The 19240-nt window shown below is 61.8% G+C and carries 15 protein-coding genes; 7 read left to right on the top strand and 8 right to left on the bottom strand.

Annotated elements, in window-relative coordinates; genetic code table 11:
- Positions 1-44 precede the first annotated feature (44 nt).
- From HX786_RS07260 to HX786_RS07285, 6 genes are all read right to left on the bottom strand, one after another.
- On the bottom strand, positions 45-1532 hold the full coding sequence (locus tag HX786_RS07260; protein ID WP_178911883.1) for an MFS transporter: 1488 nt from the start codon (positions 1530-1532) through the stop codon (positions 45-47).
- Positions 1533-1732: 200 nt separating this feature from the next.
- Positions 1733-2203: an Lrp/AsnC family transcriptional regulator gene (locus HX786_RS07265; protein ID WP_003215617.1), complete on the bottom strand. Its 471-nt coding sequence runs from the start codon at positions 2201-2203 to the stop codon at positions 1733-1735.
- A gap of 27 nt (positions 2204-2230) precedes the next feature.
- Positions 2231-3538, bottom strand: a complete 1308-nt coding sequence (locus tag HX786_RS07270; protein ID WP_178903695.1) for an FAD-binding oxidoreductase — start codon at positions 3536-3538, stop codon at positions 2231-2233.
- Between the two features lie 83 nt (positions 3539-3621).
- Positions 3622-4461 (bottom strand): transporter substrate-binding domain-containing protein, encoded by an 840-nt coding sequence (locus tag HX786_RS07275; protein WP_178911884.1) that lies wholly within the window; start codon positions 4459-4461, stop codon positions 3622-3624.
- Positions 4462-4535: 74 nt separating this feature from the next.
- Positions 4536-5300 (bottom strand): amino acid ABC transporter ATP-binding protein, encoded by a 765-nt coding sequence (locus tag HX786_RS07280; protein ID WP_023658742.1) that lies wholly within the window; start codon positions 5298-5300, stop codon positions 4536-4538.
- A gap of 15 nt (positions 5301-5315) precedes the next feature.
- Positions 5316-6281 (bottom strand): amino acid ABC transporter permease, encoded by a 966-nt coding sequence (locus HX786_RS07285; protein WP_178911885.1) that lies wholly within the window; start codon positions 6279-6281, stop codon positions 5316-5318.
- Positions 6282-6496: 215 nt separating this feature from the next.
- On the opposite strand from HX786_RS07285, the gene HX786_RS07290 reads away from it, so the two are divergent.
- The 5 genes from HX786_RS07290 (at position 6497) to HX786_RS07310 (ending at position 12330) form a co-directional block, all read left to right on the top strand.
- Positions 6497-6904 carry a VOC family protein gene (locus HX786_RS07290; protein WP_102368782.1) on the top strand — a complete coding sequence of 136 codons (408 nt, stop codon included), beginning with the start codon at positions 6497-6499 and terminating at the stop codon, positions 6902-6904.
- A gap of 684 nt (positions 6905-7588) precedes the next feature.
- The gene (locus HX786_RS07295) at positions 7589-9646 is read left to right on the top strand and encodes a methyl-accepting chemotaxis protein (protein ID WP_177022107.1); all 2058 of its coding nucleotides are present in this window, start codon (positions 7589-7591) and stop codon (positions 9644-9646) included.
- Between the two features lie 70 nt (positions 9647-9716).
- Positions 9717-10622 carry a transcriptional regulator GcvA gene (gene gcvA / locus HX786_RS07300; protein ID WP_178911886.1) on the top strand — a complete coding sequence of 302 codons (906 nt, stop codon included), beginning with the start codon at positions 9717-9719 and terminating at the stop codon, positions 10620-10622.
- A gap of 75 nt (positions 10623-10697) precedes the next feature.
- On the top strand, positions 10698-11525 hold the full coding sequence (locus HX786_RS07305; protein WP_008434678.1) for a DMT family transporter: 828 nt from the start codon (positions 10698-10700) through the stop codon (positions 11523-11525).
- A gap of 43 nt (positions 11526-11568) precedes the next feature.
- Positions 11569-12330, top strand: a complete 762-nt coding sequence (locus tag HX786_RS07310) for an SDR family oxidoreductase (protein ID WP_003215653.1) — start codon at positions 11569-11571, stop codon at positions 12328-12330.
- Between the two features lie 61 nt (positions 12331-12391).
- Here HX786_RS07310 and tkt read toward each other — a convergent pair whose 3' ends face one another.
- On the bottom strand, positions 12392-14452 hold the full coding sequence (gene tkt / locus HX786_RS07315; RefSeq protein WP_178911887.1) for a transketolase: 2061 nt from the start codon (positions 14450-14452) through the stop codon (positions 12392-12394).
- A gap of 189 nt (positions 14453-14641) precedes the next feature.
- Between tkt and HX786_RS07320 the strand changes: the two genes are divergently transcribed.
- The gene (locus tag HX786_RS07320) at positions 14642-14881 is read left to right on the top strand and encodes a DUF465 domain-containing protein (RefSeq protein ID WP_003215657.1); all 240 of its coding nucleotides are present in this window, start codon (positions 14642-14644) and stop codon (positions 14879-14881) included.
- 125 nt (positions 14882-15006) lie between these two features.
- Here the strand turns inward: HX786_RS07320 and HX786_RS07325 are convergent, their stop codons facing one another.
- On the bottom strand, positions 15007-16374 hold the full coding sequence (locus HX786_RS07325) for a VOC family protein (RefSeq protein WP_177122696.1): 1368 nt from the start codon (positions 16372-16374) through the stop codon (positions 15007-15009).
- 195 nt (positions 16375-16569) lie between these two features.
- Between HX786_RS07325 and HX786_RS07330 the strand changes: the two genes are divergently transcribed.
- Entirely contained in the window at positions 16570-19206 is a 2637-nt protein-coding gene (locus HX786_RS07330; RefSeq protein ID WP_178911888.1) for a glucosidase, read from the top strand.
- Positions 19207-19240: the final 34 nt, after the last annotated feature.

Consider the following 19240-nt stretch of genomic DNA (forward strand, 5'->3'; position numbering starts at 1 on the left):
CCAGAAGCAGCCGCCGGCGAGCAGGGCGGTTTCGGTCGGGTTGGTCATGGTCTGTGCTTCCCCTTGTTGGATACCTCGCTAGTTATGGGGGCAGGTTGGACGATTCCAAGGTCGAGGGGCGCGCCTTCGATCGGCTTCGTCCGCGTTGCCCGCAGCGCCATCAACAGCGCCAACACGGGTGCCAGGGTAAACAGCGCGAACAGCCAGCGCGCGGCATGGGCGATGCCGCCATTGCCGGCCACTTCATTGATGCCCGCCATGTTCGAGATCACCCCCGCCAGCGCCGCGCCCATGGCCATGGCGAACAGTTGCAGGGTGGTGATCGACGAAGCGGCCGTGTCCTTGTCCTGTTCCGAAGCCACTTGCAGGATGCGCGTCAGCAGGTGCGGCCAACCCAGGCCGATGCCGAACCCCACCAGGAACAGCCCCAGGCAGATAGGGGTCAGCAATGTCCATTCGCCTTGGCTGGCGATGGGCGTAGTGATCGCCAGCATCATCAAGCCCGCCACGATAAACAATGGCCCCGCGATGATGGCGCGATGTGGACCGCGGCCGGTCCAGCCGGAGCTGATGATTTCCGAGACCGTCCAGCCGGCCGCCATCAGCGCGGCCATGTAACCGGCGATCAGCGGCGACTGGCCATGCAAGTGCTGCAGAAAGTACGGCATGAAGATCTCGCTGCTCATGCCGATCACCAACAGGCAGGTGGTCGCATAAAGCGCGCAGAGCGGGGTGCTGAACTTCAATGCATCCCGGGGCAAAAGACGCACGGTGGCGCTGGACTCCTTGCGGATCAACAGCACCACCAGCACGGCGCAGATGGCGATACCCAACAGGTTCCAGCTCGGCAGCGCCGAGACGCTGCCGGCACACACCGCCAGCACCGCGCCCGCCAGCAGCACCAGTTGCGGCACCGGCAAACGGACGGTGGCGGTCGCCGTGGTGTCGCGCGGGGGCAGGGCGCGGCTGGTGAGTACCATGTACGCCAGGCTCACCGGCACCATCGAGCCGAAGGCCAGGCGCCACGCGTCCATCTCGGCAAACACACCACCCACCGCCGGCCCGACGAGCGTCGCCACGCCCCACATCCCCGACACCAGTGCCATTGCGCGCGGCCACAGGCGCTCTTCGAACACCAGTTGGATCATCGAGTAACACAGGGCCAGCAAGACCCCGCCGCCCAGTCCCTGGATGGAGCGCCCCGCGAGCATCACCGGCATGTTCGGCGCCAGGGCACAGATCAGCACGCCTACCATGAACACCAGTGTGGCCAGCGCATACGCCAGCCGTGGACCGGTGCGTTGCAACAGCTTGGAGGTGAGGGCGGAACCGAGGATCGAGGCCACCACGTACAGTGTGGTGCTCCACGCATAAAGCGCCAGGCCGCCGATTTCGGCCACCACCGACGGCAGGATGGTGGTGGCGATGTAGGTGTTGGTGGCATACAGCGCGATGCCGCCTGAAAGGGCAATGGAGCGGGTGGCGTTCTTGCCGCTAAGCAACTCGCCCCAACTGCTGTCTTGGGTTTGCATCAACGATTCCTTGTAATGCGTTCGCGGTATGGAAGCCGGCGAAGGGCTAAGCGTCAGGCTTGAGGTAATTAACCAAGCAATTGCTTTTAATATTGCGTTGAGGCGAATTATTTTGCAAGGAATGACTTGTCAGGTGGCTGAGTCGCTATGGCAGTCGAGGCGGAGCGTGAGACGCGCGGTTTCCCACGGCCGGCAGCACTTCACACCATCAGTTTCCGGCTGAACTTGGTTTCCATCACGATATGCGAAGCGGTGTGCGCCACCCCTTTGATCATGTTGATCCTGATGAGCTCGGCATTGAGTTCGCTCAGGGTGGCGGTGGCCAGGTGAATGATGAAATCGGACTCCCCCGAGACCGCGTAAACGGCCTGCACCGCTTCCATCCTGCGCAGCGAGGTCATCACATCGGTGTAGCTCTTGTTGGTGCAGGAGGTCATGGTAAAGCAGGTCACCGTCTGCTGAAGCCGGTCCTGGTCGATGCGCACGCTGTAGCCGGTGATGACGCCGGCCTTTTCCAGGCGGGTAATCCGCTCCTGCACCGCAGAGCGCGAGACCCCGAGCTTGCGGGCCAATGACGCGGTGGGTTCGCGTGCGTTGGCTTGCAGCAGGCCAAGCAATTGCCTGTCCTTGTCGGTGAGGTTAAACAGTGGACCGGGATTCTGCGTATCCATGGACACGTCCTTGACCCTCGCTGGGGTTCAGTTTTTATGAGTCGCCCTGTGTTGCGAGCGCTTTTCCTGAAACATATCCATCATTTTCAGGCCGGCGTAAACCGTTTGTGCGGCCGCCGGGCCCAAGGGGCCGCCATTCCATTCCAGGCCGTAGGCATCGAACAGGCGGTAGCGATCGGTTTCGCCGCAGATCGCCTCGGCGATGACGCGTGCGCCGATCGGCGCGGTGTTCATACCATGGCCACCAAATGATGTACACGCCCACAATCCCTGCCCCAGCGGGCCAATGTGCGGCATCTTGTGCCGCGCATAACCCATCAACCCGGACCAGGCCTTGTCGATCCTGATGCCGCGCAATTGTGGATAAACGTCGAGGATATCCTGCGTCAGCAATTGCCCCAGGCGTTTCTCATCCTGCAGGTTGCGCGTGGTAATGCGGCCGCCCCAGAGCAGGCGGTCGCCCTCGACGATGCGGTAATAGTCCGAGGCCCGGCGGTTATCGCCCACGGCATCGGAGGTACAGACCGCCTCGGCCAGGCGATCGCCCAGGTGCTCGGTCAGCACTGCATAGGTCGCGATGGGCAGGAAGGCGCGGCGTAATTTGCCGAACTCAGGCCCCCCATAGCCGCCGCAGCAGTACACCACGTGGGCACAATCGACAGTGCCCTGATCGGTGATGACCCGGTGTCGCCCGTTGCGGCTTTCGACGGCGGTCATGGGCGAGCGTTCATGGATTTTGCCACCACTTTGCTCGATCAGTCGGGCCAGGCCGAGGCAATAGTTCAAGGGGTGGAAGTGAAAGCCATGGTTGTCGCGCAGCGCCTGGAAATACCGCTCGGTCTTGAGCTTTTCGCGCACCGCCTGGCGATCCAGGTAGTCGAGGTGAAAGTCGAAATCCGCGGCCATTTTGTCCCGCACACGCTGCAGGTTGTCGCCATCCTCGTAGCGCACCACACTCAGTTTCCCCGGGGTTGGCGTGCAGCCGGGCAACTGATGACCGGCGATCATGCCCCGAACAATCTCGACGCCTTCAAGCGACAGTTTGAACAGCGCGGCGGCCGTCGGTTTGCCGCAGCGTCGCTCGATGGCGGCCAACCCTTCGGACCAGCCCTGGAGCACGAAGCCACCGTTGCGCCCCGACGCTCCCCAGGCCACGCGACCGGCATCCAGCAGCACCACCGACTGCCCGCGGGAGACCAGCTCCCACGCCGTGCTCAGCCCCGCCAGCCCGGCGCCGATCACGCACACATCGGCCCGGGCGTTGCCACACAGCGCCTGGCGTTCAGTCGTGTCGCGCATCGTGGCGGTGTAGTAATTGTTGTTATAGGTGTACATGAAGTCGGTCGTCCTTTTTTCGCGGCGCAGGCATACAGCGCGCCGCGTCGAGGACGGGGCGCCTGTACGGCCTGTGGGGTTTTTTACTGCACCTGGGTGAGGTCGGCGCCGTACCATTTCTCTGACAATTGCTTGAGCGTGCCATCGGCTTTCATGTCGGCGACGATCTTGGTCAGCGCGCTGTTGAACGCCTCATCGCCCTTGTCCACGGCGATGGCCAGGGGTTCGTAGTAGGCGGGTTTGCCTTCCACCCTGACGATGGGGTAGCCATTCTTGACGGCGGCGACGATGGTGGGCAGGGCGGACAGGGTTGCGTTCAGGCGCACCCCGTCTCCCATGCGCAGGTCATCCAGCGGGCCCATGCTGTCGCCGTACGTGCGAACTTCGCCGGGGGTGACTTCGTAAGTGAACGGCGGCACATCGGCGGCGTCGATCTTCAGGCGGCGGTTGATATAGTCCTCCGAAGTCGTACCGGCTTCGACGCCGATGATCTTGCCGTTCAGGTCCGCCACTTTGGTCTCGGCCGCGTCCTTGTGCACCGCGAATACATACGGCGTGTAGTAGTAGATCGCGGGGAAGTCGAGCACCCGGGTGCGCTCGGTGGTAGGCGTCATGGAGCCGACCGACAGGTCCCAGCGGCTCGACCAGCGCCCGGCGGTGATGATCCCGTATTCGGGCGTCACGAAGTCGACTTTGCTGCCCAGGCGTTTGCCGATTTCGCTGGCGACGTCGATATCGAAGCCTTGCAGCTTATTGTCCGGGCCCAGGAACGATTGCGGTGGCCAGTTGGCCGACGTGGCCACCTTGACCACCTTGGTTTCATGGATGCGGTCGAGGGTCGAGCCCGCCCAGGCCGCACCTGTGAGGCTGGTGAGGGCGGTGGCGACAGCGGCTGCGGTGAAGAAGCGAGTGAACGAGATCATGGGTAAGCCTCCAGTATCTTGAGTGCGGTGCCTGTTGTTTTTATCGGTGACTTCGCAAGGTTCGACGGTGCTGCTCAGTGGCTGAGAATCTGCGACAGGAATTCCCGGGCACGCTCGTGCTGCGGGTTGTCAAAAAACTCGGTGGGTTTGGCTTGCTCGATGATGCAGCCCTGGTCCATGAAGATGATCCGGTCGGCCACCCGCCGCGCGAATCCCATCTCGTGGGTGACGCAGACCATGGTGATGCCGTCCTGGGCCAGTTCGCCCATCACGTCCAGCACTTCCTTGACCATCTCGGGGTCAAGGGCCGACGTGGGCTCGTCGAACAGCATGATGCGCGGGCGCATGCACAAGGCCCGGGCAATGGCGACGCGCTGCTGCTGGCCGCCCGAGAGCTGGCTGGGGTATTTGTCGGCCTGGTTCCCGATGCGCACCCGATCCAGGTATTCATAGGCCAGTTCGCGGGCCTGGGGCTCGCTGAGCTTGCTCACCAGACGCGGTCCCACCATGAGGTTCTCCAGCACCGTCATGTGCGGGAACAGGTTGAACTGCTGGAACACCATGCCGACCTGGCGCCTTATGCCCGCCACGCAGGCGGCATCACGGGTCAACTCGGTGCCCTCGATGAACACGTGGCCTTTCTGGAAGTCTTCCAGCAGGTTCAGGCAGCGAATCAACGTGGACTTGCCGGAGCCCGACGGCCCGCAGACCACCACGATTTCACCGCTGGCAATGTGCAGGTCGATGCCCTTGAGCACATAAAAATCGCCATACCATTTATGCATGTCCTGGATCGATATCGCAGGGTATGGAGCCGGGACTATTGAGGGCTGATTCATCGTCATGCTCCTGGTTCAGCGATGGGCGCGGTTGAAGTGCTTTTCCAGGCGGGCCTGGACGGTTTCCAGCACGATCGACAGCAGCCAATACAGCACGGCGGCGGTGATCAGCATTTCCAGGTGCCGGAACTCGGCGCGTCCCTGGGTTCGTGCCAGGAACATCAGCTCCCAGACGCCGATCACCGACACCAGCGAACTGTCCTTGAGCATCGAGATGAACTGGTTGCCCGTTGGCGGAATGATCAAGCGCATGGACTGCGGGAGAATCACCCGGGTCATCGTCTGGAACGGGTTCAGGCCAATCGCCCGCGAGGCTTCCCACTGGCCCCGCGAGATGCTGCTGATACCGGCGCGGAAGATCTCCGTCATGTAGGCGCCATAACACAGCGAGAGCGCCAGGATCCCGGCTGGAACCGCCCCGACCACATAACCCAGCTGAGGGATGCCCAGGTAAATCAGATAGATCTGGATCAGCAGCGGGACGCCGCGGAAAAACGAGGTGTAGAAGCTCGCAATCGCAATCGCGAAGCCGTTGGAAGACAAGCGCGCGGTGGCGCCCAGCAGCGCCAGGACGAACGCAATCGCAATCGAAATCGCCGACACGTAGACGGTGGTGAACACCCCCTGGGTGATCATGAAGCCGATTTTGGTCGCGATGAAACTGTAGGAAAGGTTGAAGGTGTCGAAGAACAACAGGAACAGCACCAGCAACTCGCACCAGACCGTGATGATCTGCGCGCGCAAGGGAAAGCGGCCAAGGATGAACAGGTTCAGCACCACCGTCAGGGTGAGCGTGCCGCCCACTGCAATGTCACGCGCCAGTGGTGCCTTCAGGTCGAGAACGATGGGGCCCATCAAGTGGGAGAGGCGGCCTTCACCGACGCCGCAGGCGAGCGTGATGATGAAAATCACCACGGCCATCGCGCCCATGAATACCGCGCTGTCCGTCATGCGGGTCTTGACGATATGGTCTCTGTACATGGCTTACACGCCCCGGGGTGAGCCCCTTTATTGTTGTAAGCCCATTATGGGTTGACGAAATGCCGGGCGGCACCCTGCGCAATGTTGGGATTTGCGGTTTTTATTGGCGTATGAGGGGATGGGAGCCGTACATATGCCGGGCGGAGTCATCAAGCTTTCGCCAGCAATCATTTCGCGCCAGACTCATGGGCATTCATCGCCCCAAGGTAGCCACCATGATTTCCCATGTGTTTTTAGGTACAGGTGATTTTGATCGGGCTTTTGCTTTCTATTCGAAGGTGATGGCTGAGTTGGGCCTCAGGTTGAAATTTTGCGATGCGGATAAACCGTGGGCCGGTTGGGTGGCTGAAACCGAACCTCGCCCGATCTTCGTCATTGGGGCGCCATTTGATGGCAAACCGAGTGCACCTGGGAATGGGCAGATGGTGGGGCTACTTGCACCCAGTCGGGAAGCGGTTAGAAGAAGTTATACAGCGGCGTTGGCGCTCGGCGGGATATGTGAAGGAGAGCCTGGATTAAGGCCTCACTACCACCCCGATTATTACGGCGCGTATTTTCGAGATACTGATGGCAACAAGCTGTGCGTGTGCTGCCATGATCCACAAGCAAATTACCCTCGGTGAGGGTGAGTTGAACGAGCAAAAGCTGAGGCTGGGATTTCGCATAGGCCAGGACGCTACGCAGCAGTTTGTTTCCGATGCCTTTCTGGAACGTACATTCCGAAGAGCGTCGACCCGAAGCAGCCTCTCAACACGTTTTGTGAGGACCCGTCGCCAACGTCTGCCATGTGAGTCCGAGCTGCATCAATTTCCCCACAGCAAAAGGTTCACCAGGTTCGGCAAACCCAGAAAGTAAATCCCGCTCTCCGCCGAAATTCCGGGCGCGCCGTCCATTGGCACTCCTGATTCAGCAAGCACTCACCCTGTGGCGAGGGAGCTTGCTCCCGCTGGGCTGCAAAGCAGCCCTGAACCCTGCAATCGATATCGACCTGAAGGAACACCAGTGCCTGTTTTGGGGCCGCTTCGCAGCCCAGCGGGAGCAAGCTCCCTCGCCACAGGTTGTCGGCTGCCCTTACGCTTGCGGTATTGGTCAGACGGTTACCGTTCTGCCACCTGCGCTGAGTGCTTTCGCCCCATTTTCGCGCACGGTACAGCGTGTTTTGCACGACGTCCCGCCTATCCAGCGGGCCCGACAACAGCGGTCCGTTTCTTGCTAGAGCCAGCTTAATCAATGACATGGCATTTTGCCGTCAATCATTTCAAAGCTTGATTCGCTGTTGAGGCGAGTGGTTCTAGGAGTAGTCGGACATGCAAAGTGTGTTGTCGCCAGGTATCCGCCTGCTCGGACGTTTTGGATTCGCGCGCAAGTTCCAGATCCTGTTTTTCCTGTTCATGCTGCCCCTGGCGGGCAGCCTGTGGATGATCGCGCAGGAGTACCGCACCAAGCTGACGGTGATTTCCAATGAGCAATCCGGGGTGCGCGAACTGCTGGCGCTGGATGCCCTGGACGCCCAACTGACCGCCCAGCGCAACCTGGCGGCGCGCTGGAAAGCTGCCGACATCCTCCACGACCAGACACCCGCGGCCAAGGCGGCCATGACTGCGGTCGATACCAATTTCCCGCTGATCCTGCAAAGCGTGCAGGCCCTGGGCGAGGCCCTCAAAGCCCAGAACGCCCGCCCGGATACCCTTGCACGTTTTGAGGCATTGCAAGCCTCGGTCACGGGCATGGATTCCCAATCCCTGCGCACCGTGGGCTGGTGGCCGGATGGTTATGACCGCTTCACGTCTGCGCTGAGCGCGATGCAAACCCTGCGCGAACAGATCACCATGGACACCGGGTTGATCCTCGATCCGTGGCTTGAAACCTATTTGCTGATGCAGATTTCCACCCAGCAAACCCCCGACCTGATCGAGCGTATCGGGCGTATGGCGAGCGTCGGGCAGTCATCCATCGCATCGGGGCAGTTCACCCTGCAAAGCCGTTTGCAGATGCGTGATTTGCGCGGTCGCATCGGCGATGCAAGGGACCAGTTGGTCAAGGCCGCCGCATCCCTCAAGGCCAAGCAATACCCGGGGCTGCAAACCTGGATCGCGCAATACGACGACAGCTTGCAACTGCTGGACAACGAGCTGAAGACCCTGGACGAAGGCGTGTTCGGCGGCACCATCAAGCTCGATACCACCGGCTTCGAACGCAGTGTGGATGGCATGCTCGGTACCCTCGGCGCGTTGCGTAAACAGTCGCTGACCTCGCTGGACGCGCGCCTGGGTTACTACCGCGACAGCTCGCTCAAGCAATTCATCCCGGTGGCGGTGACGTTCAGCGTGCTGGCGCTGGCAGCCCTGTACCTGTTCGTGTGCTTGCAGGCATCGATTCGCCGCAGTGCCAGCGGCATCACCACCCTGGCCGAATCCCTGCGCGACGGTAATCTGTGCGTTGAAGTGGCGGTGGAAGGGCGCGATGAACTGGCGGCCATCAGCACGGCGCTCAACGTGGCGGTGGTGCAGTTGCGCACCAGCCTGCTGGGGGTCAATCACGAGACGCAGCAGTTGGGCTCTGCGGTGCTGACACTCAATTCGCAATCGGGCAGCACGCTGACCGAAGTGGAAGACCAGCAACAGCAGATCAGCCAGATTGCAGCGGCCGCCACACAGTTGGCCGCGACCTCCATGGGCGTCGCCAAGAGCTGCGAGCAGGCCTCCGGCAGCGCGCAGAAAACCCGGCAGATTGCCGAAGACAGCAGCCGCGACAGCCAGCGCACCACCGCGAGTATCCAGCAACTCAACCAGCGCTTGACCGACACCTCCGATGCATTGGAGCGCGTCAGCCAGCAGGGCCAGCAGATCCAGTCGGTGGTTGACACCATTCGGGGTATCGCCGAGCAGACCAACCTGCTGGCGCTGAACGCTGCCATCGAGGCTGCGCGGGCCGGTGAACAGGGGCGGGGATTTGCGGTGGTAGCCGATGAAGTGCGCAGCCTGTCGCAACGGACCCAGGCCTCCACGGCGCAGATCGCCGGCACGGTCGACAGTTTGCGCGCGACGGTGAGCCAGGCGGTCACCCTGATGGGCGTGGCCTGTGAGCAGGCGGTGACCGATGCCGAGTCCGTCACGGGCCTGGGCCATCGCCTGGGGGAGATCGCCAGCGCGGTGCAGAGCGTCACTGACACCCTGGCGCAGATCGCCACGGCGGTTGAGGAACAGGCAGCGACGGCGGATGAAGTGAGCGGCAATATCCAGCAGGTTGACCAGGCCGCCGGGCGCTTGCTCGACGGAGCGCGGGCGGTGAACCAGGCGGCGGATAGGTTGAGCAAGGGCAGCCGGGCGTTGAGCGACAACACGGCGCGGTTCCAGCTGGGTTGAGGGGCGGCCTACAGCGCAATGGATAGATGTTCTATCATGAGCATCTATTCATAAACGGTGAAGCAATGCCATGAGAGACCTGCCACCCACCTCGACATTGCGCGCCTTTGAGGTTGCCACACGCCACGCAACCTTCACCTCGGCTTCAGAAGAGTTGCATGTCACCCAGAGTGCCGTCAGCCATCAGCTCAAGCACCTTGAAGAACTCTGGGGATTGCAGTTGTTCCAGCGGGGCAAGTCACTCAGCCTGACGCCTGCCGGAGCAGCCCTTGCGCCGATCGTGCGCGAGTTTTTCATGAACCTTGAGGCGACACTCGCGGACCTGCGCGAGCAAAAGGGCAGGGTCCGGCTCAAGGTCAGTACCACCTATTCCTTCGCGCTGAAATGGCTGCTGCCCCGACTGCCAAGCCTGGCCCAACGGCACCCTGAAATATTGGTCACCCTCGACTCCAGCGACAAGATCATCAACTTTTCAAGCGCGGAGGCTGATGTTGCGATCCGCCTGGGCAACGGGAATTACCCGGCGCTGTACTCGGAGTTCCTGTTCCGCGAGCAGATTTTTCCGGTGGCCAGTCCCGATCTGTTGAACCGCTTTGGCCGGCCACACACACCCGCCGAATTGCTGCGCTATCCCTTGCTGATGCGCGACGGCGCCGACCTGGTGCCGAAGTGGGAAGTCTGGTTCCAGCACGTAGGGCTCGCGATTGCGCCGCTCAAGGAAAGTGTCAGGTTTGCGGATACCAACATGACGATAGAGGCGGCCTTGCTCGGCCAGGGCATTGCATTGGCGCGCAGTGGGCATGTGGAGTCAGAGCTGAGCGATGGCAGTCTGGTGAGGCTGTTCGATGTGCCGTTCCCGTCACCGGTCGCTTATTACTTTGTCTGCCCCAAAGGCATCGAGTCCCAGCCGCATATCGTCAGCTTTCGTGATTGGCTGATGCAGGACGCCGTAAACGCCGGACTGGCTTACGAATAAAGCATGAGGATTTGCTCATTCTTCAATGAGCAGACTTCGCTTCAGTTAAGGCGCCGGTTTGCTTAGGATGGGCGCATGCCTTATCCCATTATTCTCCTGGTCCTCTTCGCTGCCTTACTGCACGCCAGTTGGAATGCGCTGCTGCGTGGCGGCGCCGACCGACTCTGGTCGATGACGGTGATGTGCCTGGCGGTCGCTATCGCCAGTGGCGGCGTTGCGGTGTTCCTGGACCCTCCGGCGCCAGCCAGCTGGTTTTATGTGGTGCTGTCAGCGGTGCTGCACGTGGGCTACAACCTGTTCCTGGTGCGCAGCTACAAAGTCGGAGACCTGGGGCAGACCTATCCGATTTCACGGGGCTCCTCGCCGGTGCTGATCACCCTGGGTGCCGCCGTGTTTGCCGGGGAGAGTGTCTCGGCCAGCTCGCTTCTGGGCATTGCCCTGGTGTCGGGCGGCATCATTTCCCTGGCGTTCAGGGGGCGCCGGCTCGCCGTTCCCAGCCTGCCATACGCCCTGGGCACCGGCTGTTTCATTGCCGCCTACAGCGTGACAGACGGCATCGGCGCGCGCCTGTCGGGTGCGCCGATGGCCTATACGGTGTGGATGTGCGCCTTGTGGGGCGTGTTGATGCCGGCGGTGTATATCGGCCTGCGGGGCCCGAAAAGTCTGTTCAGCCTGCGGCCCGGGTTTTTCACGGCCTTCGCCGGTGGGCTGGTGTCGCTCCTGGCCTACGGAATCATTATCTATGCCATGGCCGGTGCGCCCATGGGCGCGGTCTCGGCCTTGCGCGAGACCAGCGTGCTGTTTGCGGCACTGATCGGCTATTTCTTCCTGGGCGAGACACTGACGGTCCGCAAGGTGCTGGCGTGCGTGGTGATTGCCACCGGCACCATCCTGATCGGCTGACAGCAGGCAAAGCATTTTCCACCACCACATGAAGGTTCGCGCAATGGATACCGTCCCGCAGGCACCGCTGATTCTGATAACAGGTGGAAGTCGTGGCGTTGGCGCCGCCACCGCGCGGCTGGCCGCCGCACAAGGTTATGACGTGGCGATCAGCTTCGTTTCCGATGAGTCTGCCGCCCTCGCGGTGGTGGCGGATGTAGAAGCGGCAGGGCGCCGGGCGTTGGCCGTACGCGCGGACAGCGCAGACCCGGAGCAGGTCGTCCAGTTATTTGCGGCGATAGATCGGACGTTCGGGCGCATCGATGTGCTGGTTAACAACGCCGGGATCAACGCGTTGCAGTCCCGGGTCGAAGACTTGCCGTTCGAGCGGATGCAGCGGATTTTCGCGGTCAACGCGATCGGGCCGATGCTGTGTGCCCAGCAAGCGGTGAAGCGCATGTCGTTTCGTCACCAGGGGCGGGGTGGTGCCGTGATCAATATCTCGTCGGCATCCGCCCGGCTGGGCAGCCCCAACGAATATGTCGACTACGCCGCATCAAAGGGGGCTCTCGAGACCTTCACCATCGGGTTTGCCAAGGAAGTGGCCAGGGAGGGAATACGCGTCAACTGCATCCGCCCGGGGCATATCTACACCGACATTCACGCCAGTGGCGGGGAGCCAGGGCGGGTTGATCGCGTAAAGGATTCGATCCCCATGGGCCGCGGCGGTCAGCCTGAAGAAGTGGCTCGGGCGATCCTGTGGCTGGCAGGCGCCGAGGCGTCCTTCATCACCGGTACGTTCCTGGACGTCACCGGCGGGAAATGAGCAGCAGGGCGTGGCACCGAGGTTTCCCTCGGTAGGCCACGCCCGGCATGCGTGCACTGGGTCAGCTGTTGAGCCTGACTTGCTCCTTCGCCAGCTTCACCACATTGTCCAGGGTAAAGCCGAACTTGGCCTGCAACTTGGACAGCGGTGCCGAGGCGCCAAAGCTGTTCATCACCACCTTGGCCCCGGTCTGCCCGACGTAGCGGTCCCAACCCAACGGGCCGGCCTGTTCCACCACCAGTCGTGCCTTCACTGCGGGTGGTAGCACGCTGTCGCGATAGGCCTGGTCCTGTTCTTCGAACAGTTCCCAGCTGGGCATCGACACTACTTGCGCCGCCACGCCTTCAGTCTTCAGTTGCTCATAGGCTTCCACCGCCAGGCTGACTTCACTGCCGGTGGCCATCAGGATCACCTGGGGCTTATCGGCGCCGGCCAGCACATAAGCACCACGGGATGTACCCGTCGCCGCTGCGTATTTCGTGCGGTCCAGGGTCGGCAGGTTCTGCCGCGACAGCACCACGCAGGTTGGCCGATGGGTCTGGGCCAGGGCGATCTTCCAGGCTTCCAGGGTTTCATTCGCGTCGCCCGGGCGCAGGGTCAGCAACCCCGGCGTCGCCCGCAACTGGGTCAGGTGTTCGATGGGCTGGTGAGTGGGGCCGTCTTCGCCGACACCAATCGAGTCATGGGTAAACACGAACACCACCGGCAGTTCCATGATCGCCGCGAGACGAATCGGCGGTTTCATGTAGTCGCTGAACACCAGGAAGGTCGAGGTGTAGGGCCGCAGGTATGACAGCGCCATGCCGTTGGCAATCGCGCCCATGGCATGTTCACGAATGCCGAAGTGCAGGTTGCGCCCGCCGTAGTTCTCGGCGCTGAAGCGCCCGGCGTCGTCGAACGTCAGGTTGGTCTTGGTGGACGGCGACAAGTCGGCCGAGCCCCCCAGTAGCCATGGGATCTGCTTGGCAAACGCATTCAACACCTCGCCACCGGCGGCACGGCTGGCGACGCCTTTGGCATCAGTGGCAAAGCTCGGCAGTTGCTCCTGCCAATGCTCGGGCATCTCACCGGCACGCATGCGGCGCAGTTCATCGGCCAGTTCCGGTTCGTACTGTTCGAGGTGGGACAGGGTCTCAGTCCATTGCTCATACAGCGGCTTGCTGCGCTTGAGCAGTGCATCCCGCAGGACTGTGCGCGCTTCATCCGGCACCAGGAAGCTTGAGTCTTCGGGCCAGCCGTACGCGGCTTTGGTCAGGCGGATTTCTTCTTCGCCCAAAGGCTCGCCATGGGCCGACGCGGTGTTGTGCTTGTGGGGCGAGCCATAGCCGATCACGCTGTCGACCACGATCAGCGTCGGTGCCCCAGTGTTTTTCTGGAACGTGCTCAGCGCGTCGCTCAGGGCCAGCAGGTTGTTCGCATCGGTGACGTGCAAGGTGTGCCAGCCATAAGCCTGGAAACGCTTGATCACGTCTTCGCTGAAGGCCAGTTCAGTGTGGCCTTCAATGCTGATGGTGTTGTTGTCGTAGATCCAGCACAGGTTCTCCAGCTTCAAGTGCCCGGCGATGGACGCGGCTTCGCTGCTGATGCCTTCCATCATGTCGCCGTCGCCGCACAGGGTGTAGACGTTGTAGTCGAACAGCACCTGGTCGTCACGGTTGAAACGCTTGGCCAGCCAACGCTCGGCCATGGCCATGCCGACGCTGTTGGCGCACCCCTGGCCGAGTGGGCCGGTGGTGGTTTCCACACCGGTGGTCATGCGGTATTCGGGGTGGCCGGGGGTTTCTGAGCTCATCTGCCGGAACTGCTTGATGTCGTCCAGGCTGATGGCCGGTTGGCCGGAGCGCTTGCCGTGGGCATCAATCTCCACCACGCCGGCCAGGTGCAGCAGCGAATACAACAGCATCGAGGCATGGCCCACCGACAACACGAAACGGTCACGGTTGGGCCAGTCGGGGTGCTCGGGGTGATAGCGCAGAAAGCGGCTCCACAAGGTGTAACCGACGGGCGCCAGGCCCATGGGCGTGCCGGGGTGGCCGGAGTTGGCCTTCTGCACAGCGTCCATGGCGAGGGTACGAATGGTGTTGATGCACTGGGTGTCGACAGCGTTGGCAGCGTGATTCATGGAACCTGTTCTCCATCGGGTGACGATCTACAGTGGAGGGCAGCGTGCGCCAAAGGTTTTATGAAATCGTCTGCCCCGCGACGAACGGGGACGCAAACGCGACAGGTTGATCTCAAACATGACAAGAGCCCGCCGGATGGGCTAGCTTCAAGGGGTATTCAGTCAATGATCAACTTGCGGAGGTACTCCATGCCAGTGAAACACGACCTGTATCAGGACCTGGGTTTGAGCAAGGAAGCTATTCATGAACGCAGGGCGAGCGATAACCGATTGGATTCGCTGCTCCACCAATACGACAGCGCCGACAAGGAGGTGTTGGAGCTTGAGTCCTCAAGCGGCGGTGACGAGGAGCTGGAGAAGCTGAAGAAGAAACGCCTGTTGATCAAAGACAAGATCGTCGAGCAACTGGAGAAAGCGACGGCCAAGTAGAAGATTTGTTCAGAATTGCCCGAAAGACAGCAGCACCGCCGCTGCCTATCATGCCAACCGTTCGCCCGGCACTGGGGCTCTTAGACGGCGCATGGAATGCGCTGTGGCCGGGCGAACTCTCTCTTTCAAGCCAGCAGCGCGCGCTTGCATTCGTCAATCGAGCGCTGCTGGGTTTCACCGTACAACTTCAACTCGTCGATAGTCTGGCGACCCAGGGCCTTTTCGAACTCGGCCTGGTTGGAGTTGGCCGCGTAGTGACTCTGCGCCGCATCCCCCAGGTTCGACTGGAAAATCCCCGCCGCACTCACCGGCAGAAAATCTTCGTACACCAACGGCTCCACGTCCACGTGGCCGGCGGCGATCAGTTCGTCCAGGGTTTTAAACTTGTCCTGGGCGGCCAAGCCTTTCTCGGTTACGAAATAGCGGAAGTACGCCAGCTCCTGTTCGCGCATCTCGCGGTGATTGTCGGGGAACGCCTGGAAGTGTTGCTCCATCAATTCGGTGTAGCGCCCGGCATTGGCCTCATTCGGAAACGCGCCCAATTCATCCCGTGCAGCATTCAGCAGTTGGTCGTACAGCGCGCGGCCCTTGGGGGTCAGCGCCACGCCGCGTTGTTCGATTTCACCAAAGCGCGCGCTGTGGCTGCCCTTGGCATCGGTAAAGGCAATGGCTTCATCCAGGGCCTTGAAGCTGGTCTGGCGCAGCAGTATCGGGCACTGGCGGCGGGGCGGGCCTTCGATCACCGCCTTGGGGGTGATGCCTTTGCCGGGCATTGCGGCCTGCACCTGGTCAATGTCCAGGGTGCGCGGTGTCAGGTGGTTGATGTGCGGGCCCTTGAAGGCGACCACGTCGGCGATCAGCCGGTGCTGGTCGCTCAGTTGCTGGTATTGCGCGGCAGTGACGGTGGCGGTGTGGTGCCAGCGGAAGGTTTCCAGGGCTTGCTGGATAAACTCTTCGGCATGGGCGGCATCGAGGCCGCCGTCGGCTTCGGCTTGTTGGATCAACTCAAGGGCGCGTGGGGTGAAGATCGAACGCTTGGCCAGGGCTGACTGGGCGAAGGCCCGCAGTTCCGGGTTTTCGATCAGCTCCAGGCGCAGCAGCGAAGTGAACACCCGGAAGGGGCTGGTTTGCAGGGCGCTTTCATGCACGGCGCGAAAGGCGGTGGAATGCACCGGTACCCCGGCCGGCGTGAGGTCGTAATAGCCCACCGGCTGCATGCCCATCACCGCAAACAGGCGGCTGATGGTGGCCAGTTCTTCAGCGGTGCCCAGTCGGATGGCGCCGTGGCGCTCCCTGTCCAGGCGCTGGATTTCCCCGGTGCGTTGCAGTTGATGAGCCAGCCCTGCGTCGGTGTCGAGCACGTGGGCATTGGTCTCGGCCACCAGTTCCATCAACGCTCCGTACAGCGGCACTTCATCGCGGTACATGTCGGACATGGCCTTGGAGAAGCCTTTGCGAATGTCGTCAGGGCTGACTGGGCGGGCGGCGGGCATAGAAAAATTCCTGGCGGCTATAGAGAGGAAAGGCACGGTTGCCTGATTTTGTTGGGCCTGCCGACGCCTTGCAAACGAAGATTCCTCTGGACTTCATTCTGCAAATGAATGAGCTGGATGACGTCAGCTTCACGTGCATCTCACCGTCGAAGGGCTCTACACTGGCCGTCACCTCTGAACGCGACGGAAGACTCGATGACGGCACAGCCTGCGACGAACATTCTGGAAACGATTGAAGGCCAGCGCCTGGCCAAACCTGACGGCGAACGCTGGCGTGACTGGGGCCCCTACCTGAGCGAACGGCAATGGGGCACGGTGCGCGAAGACTACAGCGCCGACGGCGATGCCTGGCGCTACTTCCCCCACGAACATGCCCGCAGCCGCGCCTACCGCTGGGGCGAGGATGGCCTGGCGGGCTTCAGCGACAAGGCCCAGCGCTGGTGCCTGGGCCTGGCGCTGTGGAACGAGCGCGACGCGATCATCAAGGAGCGCCTGTTCGGCCTGAACAACGCCGAGGGCAACCACGGCGAAGACGTCAAGGAACTGTACTTTTTCGTCGATGGCGTGCCGAGCCATGCCTACATGCGCATGCTCTACAAATACCCTCACGCGGCCTTTCCCTACGATGACCTGATCACCGAGAACGCCCGCCGTGGCCTTGGAGATGCCGAATACGAGATCCTCGATACCGGGGTTTTCGAAGACAACCGCTATTGCGATGTCACCGTCGAATATGCCAAGCACCAGCCCGATGATGTGTTCATGCGCATTACCGTGCACAACCGTTCGGACCAATCCACACGCCTGCAGGTGTTGCCGCACCTGTGGGCGCGCAACGACTGGAGTTGGACCCACGATGCCCCCAGGCCCGAGTTGCGCCTGGAGGGCGAACAGGTGGTGGCGCGGCACCATGAGCTGTTCGATCGCCACCTCAGTGCCTGGGGCCAGGACGGGGTCGAATGGCTGTTCTGCGAGAACGAAACCAACTACCCCAGGCTGGACGGGCAACCGGCGCCGGGGCCGTTCAAGGACGGGATCAACGACTATGTGACTACGGGCCTGGAATCGGCGATTCGCCGGGATTCGGGCACGAAAGTGGCCGCGCGTTTCATCCTGGAACTGGCGGGCCAGGAAAGCAAAACCCTGTACCTGCGCTTCGCCCCGGCGGAGGCTCCGTGGATCAATGCGCGCAAGCTGTTCGAAGAACGCCGTCAGGAGACTGATGATTTCTACGCGGCGCTGCAGCAGGGCATCGCCGATGAAGACGCACGCAATGTGCAGCGCCAGGCCCTGGCCGGGTTGCTGTGGTCCAAGCAGCTGTACTACTTCGACGTGAATCAATGGCTCGACGGCGACCCGGCCCAGCCCGCGCCGCCGCCCGAGCGTTTGCATATCCGCAATACCCATTGGCGGCACTTGTCGAATTTCGACATTCTCTCGATGCCCGACACCTGGGAATATCCGTGGTATGCCTCCTGGGACCAGGGGTTCCAGGCGGTAGCCGTTGCCCTGATCGACCCCGGTTATGCCAAGCAGCAACTGTTGCTGTTGGTGAAAGACCGCTTCATGCACCCCAACGGTCAGTTGCCGGCCTACGAGTGGCGTTTTGACGACGCCAACCCGCCGGTGCATGCCTGGGCCAGTTGGCGGGTGTATCAGCAGGACAAGGCGCTGAATGGCGTGGGCGACATGGATTTCCTGGAGCGGATCTTCCACAAGCTGCTGCTGAATTTTTCCTGGTGGGTCAACCGCAAGGACGCCGAGGGCCGCAACCTGTTCCAGGGTGGGTTTCTCGGGCTGGACAACATTGCGCTGTTTGATCGCTCGGCTGATTTGCCGCCGGGTTATCAGTTGGACCAGGCGGACGGCACTGCCTGGGTGGCCGCCTATGCCCTGGACCTGATGCGCATCGGCCTGGAGCTGGCCAAGCGTAACGGGGTGTATGTGGATATTGCGGTGAAATTCTTCGAGCACTTCCTGTACATCGCCGGGGCGATCAACCGCGTCGACAATGGCGATGAAGGCTTGTGGGATGAGCAGGACCAGTTTTTCTATGACGTGCTGCATCGGCCTGGCGGTGAAAGCGAACCGGTGCGCCTGCGCTCCATCGTCGGCCTGATGCCGCTGTTTGCGGTGCTGGTGCTGGAGCAGCGCGAGCACGAAGGGCTGGAGGGGTTGCGCGAGCGATTGCTGGGTTTTATGAAACACCGGCCGGACCTGGCCAAGCTGGTGTCGCGCTGGAACGAGCCGGGGCAGGGTAATCGCCTGCTGCTGGCGCTGTTGCGGGGGGAGCGGACCAAGGATTTGCTGCGGCGGATGCTGGATGAGTCGGAGTTTCTCTCCACCTTTGGGGTTCGTTCACTCTCGAAAGCGTTCGCCGAGGAACCGCTGGCGCTGAAGATGAATGGCAATACCCTGTGTGCCCGCTATGAGCCGGCGGAGTCCGATTCGCGGCTGTACGGCGGTAACTCCAACTGGCGCGGGCCGTTGTGGATGCCGGTCAACTACATGCTGATTGAGTCGCTGCGGGAGTTTCACCGCTACTACGCGGATAATTTCTCGGTGGAGTATCCGGCGGGGAGTGGGTATCTGGCGTCGCTGGAGGAGGTTGCGCAGGGGCTGAGCCAGCGGTTGACGAGCCTGTTTCTGAGGGATGAGAACGGTTCAAGGCCGTCGATGGTGGGGTATGCACAGTTGGAGGCGGACCCGGCGAGCCGCGACCTGGTGTTGTTCCATGAGTATTTTCATGGCGAGACCGGGCGGGGGTTGGGGGCTTCGCATCAGACAGGGTGGAGTGCGTTGGTGGCGCTGTTGTTGCAGCCAAAAACCTGAAAACAGCACAATCAAAATGTGGGAGCGGGCTTGC

This window comes from Pseudomonas sp. 21615526 (assembly GCF_013386245.1).
Taxonomy (GTDB): Bacteria; Pseudomonadota; Gammaproteobacteria; order Pseudomonadales; family Pseudomonadaceae; genus Aquipseudomonas.

What these genes read in the sequence shown, in the direction of transcription:
- HX786_RS07260 (WP_178911883.1), bottom strand. Translation starts at nt 1,532, where the DNA reads ATGCAAACCCAAGACAGCAGTTGGGGCGAGTTGCTTAGCGGCAAGAAC.
- HX786_RS07265 (WP_003215617.1), bottom strand. Translation starts at nt 2,203, where the DNA reads ATGGATACGCAGAATCCCGGTCCACTGTTTAACCTCACCGACAAGGAC.
- HX786_RS07270 (WP_178903695.1), bottom strand. Translation starts at nt 3,538, where the DNA reads ATGTACACCTATAACAACAATTACTACACCGCCACGATGCGCGACACG.
- HX786_RS07275 (WP_178911884.1), bottom strand. Translation starts at nt 4,461, where the DNA reads ATGATCTCGTTCACTCGCTTCTTCACCGCAGCCGCTGTCGCCACCGCC.
- HX786_RS07280 (WP_023658742.1), bottom strand. Translation starts at nt 5,300, where the DNA reads ATGAATCAGCCCTCAATAGTCCCGGCTCCATACCCTGCGATATCGATC.
- HX786_RS07285 (WP_178911885.1), bottom strand. Translation starts at nt 6,281, where the DNA reads ATGTACAGAGACCATATCGTCAAGACCCGCATGACGGACAGCGCGGTA.
- HX786_RS07290 (WP_102368782.1), top strand. Translation starts at nt 6,497, where the DNA reads ATGATTTCCCATGTGTTTTTAGGTACAGGTGATTTTGATCGGGCTTTT.
- HX786_RS07295 (WP_177022107.1), top strand. Translation starts at nt 7,589, where the DNA reads ATGCAAAGTGTGTTGTCGCCAGGTATCCGCCTGCTCGGACGTTTTGGA.
- gcvA (WP_178911886.1), top strand. Translation starts at nt 9,717, where the DNA reads ATGAGAGACCTGCCACCCACCTCGACATTGCGCGCCTTTGAGGTTGCC.
- HX786_RS07305 (WP_008434678.1), top strand. Translation starts at nt 10,698, where the DNA reads ATGCCTTATCCCATTATTCTCCTGGTCCTCTTCGCTGCCTTACTGCAC.
- HX786_RS07310 (WP_003215653.1), top strand. Translation starts at nt 11,569, where the DNA reads ATGGATACCGTCCCGCAGGCACCGCTGATTCTGATAACAGGTGGAAGT.
- tkt (WP_178911887.1), bottom strand. Translation starts at nt 14,452, where the DNA reads ATGAATCACGCTGCCAACGCTGTCGACACCCAGTGCATCAACACCATT.
- HX786_RS07320 (WP_003215657.1), top strand. Translation starts at nt 14,642, where the DNA reads ATGCCAGTGAAACACGACCTGTATCAGGACCTGGGTTTGAGCAAGGAA.
- HX786_RS07325 (WP_177122696.1), bottom strand. Translation starts at nt 16,374, where the DNA reads ATGCCCGCCGCCCGCCCAGTCAGCCCTGACGACATTCGCAAAGGCTTC.
- HX786_RS07330 (WP_178911888.1), top strand. Translation starts at nt 16,570, where the DNA reads ATGACGGCACAGCCTGCGACGAACATTCTGGAAACGATTGAAGGCCAG.